We start from the raw sequence: 1347 nt of genomic DNA, 5'->3' as shown, positions 1-1347 counted from the left end.
TGCAGGCGGTGCTCGCGGCCGGCGACACCGGCCCGCGCCCCCTGCCCGCCAGTGGTGCATCGTTGACCGAGCAGGACTACGCCCAGTGGCGCCGCGTCATGGCCGGCGACTGGTCGACCGAGGCGGTGCTGGCCGAACTCAAAGCCTCCGGGCTGCGCGGCCTGGGCGGCGCCGGTTTCCCGGCCTGGCGCAAATGGGAGACGGTGCGCGCCCAGCCCGGCCCGCGCTACATGGTCGTCAACATCGACGAAGGCGAGGTCGGCACCTTCAAGGACTGGCAGGTGCTGTCCACCGCGCCGCGCCGCGCGCTGGAAGGCATGCTGATCGCGGCCTGGTTCGTGGGCGCGCAAAAGGTGTGGCTCTACCTGCGCGACGAGTACCACGACGTGCGTGCCCTGCTGCAGGAAGAATTGCTGCACCTGCGCGGCCTGATCGAGGTCTGGCGGCGCGAACACCCGGCGATCGAGTTTCCCGAAATTGAACTGCGGCGCGGCGCCGGCGCCTACATCTGCGGTGAGGAATCGGCGTTGATCGAATCGCTGGAGGGCAAGCGCGGCATGCCCCGGTTGCGCCCGCCCATCGTGGCGCAGGTGGGGGTGTTCGGCCGGCCCACGCTTGCGCACAACGTGGAATCGCTGTGGTGGCTGCCGGAGATTCTGGAAAAAGGCGGCCCAGCCTGGGCGGCGGTGGGCCGGCGTGGGCGCAGCGGCTGGCGGCGCTTCAGCGTGTCGGGCCGGGTGGCCAATCCCGGGGTGTACCTGGCGCCGGCCGGCATCACCCTGAACGAACTGGTCAACGAGTACGCCGGTGGCATGGCGCCGGGGCACACGCTCTACGGCTACTTGCCGGGCGGGGCATCGGGCGGCATTTTGCCCGCCGCGCTGGCCGACTTGCCGCTGGACTTCGACACCCTGGCCGAGCACGGCGCCTTCGTTGGCTCCATGGCGGTGGTGGTGCTGGGCCAGCACGACCGCGCCCGCGATGCCGCGGTGAACCTCATGCAGTTTTTCGAGCACGAATCGTGCGGCCAGTGCACCCCCTGCCGCGCCGGCACCACCCAGGCCGTGGCGCTGATGCAGGCGCCCGGCTGGAACGCCGAACGGCTGACCGAGTTGTCGCAGGTCATGCGCGACGCGTCCATCTGCGGCCTGGGCCAAGCCGCCCCCAATCCTTTTGACAGCGTGTTGCGGTTCTTCCCGCAGGAGGTGCAGGCATGAGCGCGCAAGACCTGCCGGTGATCGACTTCACCCTGAACGGCCAGCCGGCCCAGGCCGCCCCCGGCGAAACGCTGTGGCAGGTGGCGCAGCGCGTGGGCGTGGACATTCCGCACCTGTGCCACAAGCCCGG

The 1347-nt window shown here is 70.6% G+C and carries 2 protein-coding genes; both read left to right on the top strand.

What is annotated here, in order from left to right:
* Nucleotides 1-1217: NADH-ubiquinone oxidoreductase-F iron-sulfur binding region domain-containing protein (locus tag CON77_RS11310; protein WP_101049242.1), on the top strand; the 1217-nt coding region annotated here is incomplete at its 5' end.
* Nucleotides 1214-1347 (top strand): 2Fe-2S iron-sulfur cluster-binding protein (locus CON77_RS15710; protein ID WP_157826925.1); only part of this gene is annotated, 134 nt, incomplete at its 3' end. The genes CON77_RS11310 and CON77_RS15710, both read left to right, overlap by 4 nt.

The sequence above is a fragment of the Macromonas nakdongensis genome, from assembly GCF_002837145.1.
Classification (GTDB): Bacteria; Pseudomonadota; Gammaproteobacteria; order Burkholderiales; family Burkholderiaceae_C; genus Macromonas_B; species Macromonas_B nakdongensis.
This window is presented reverse-complemented; position numbering and strand designations above follow the sequence as displayed.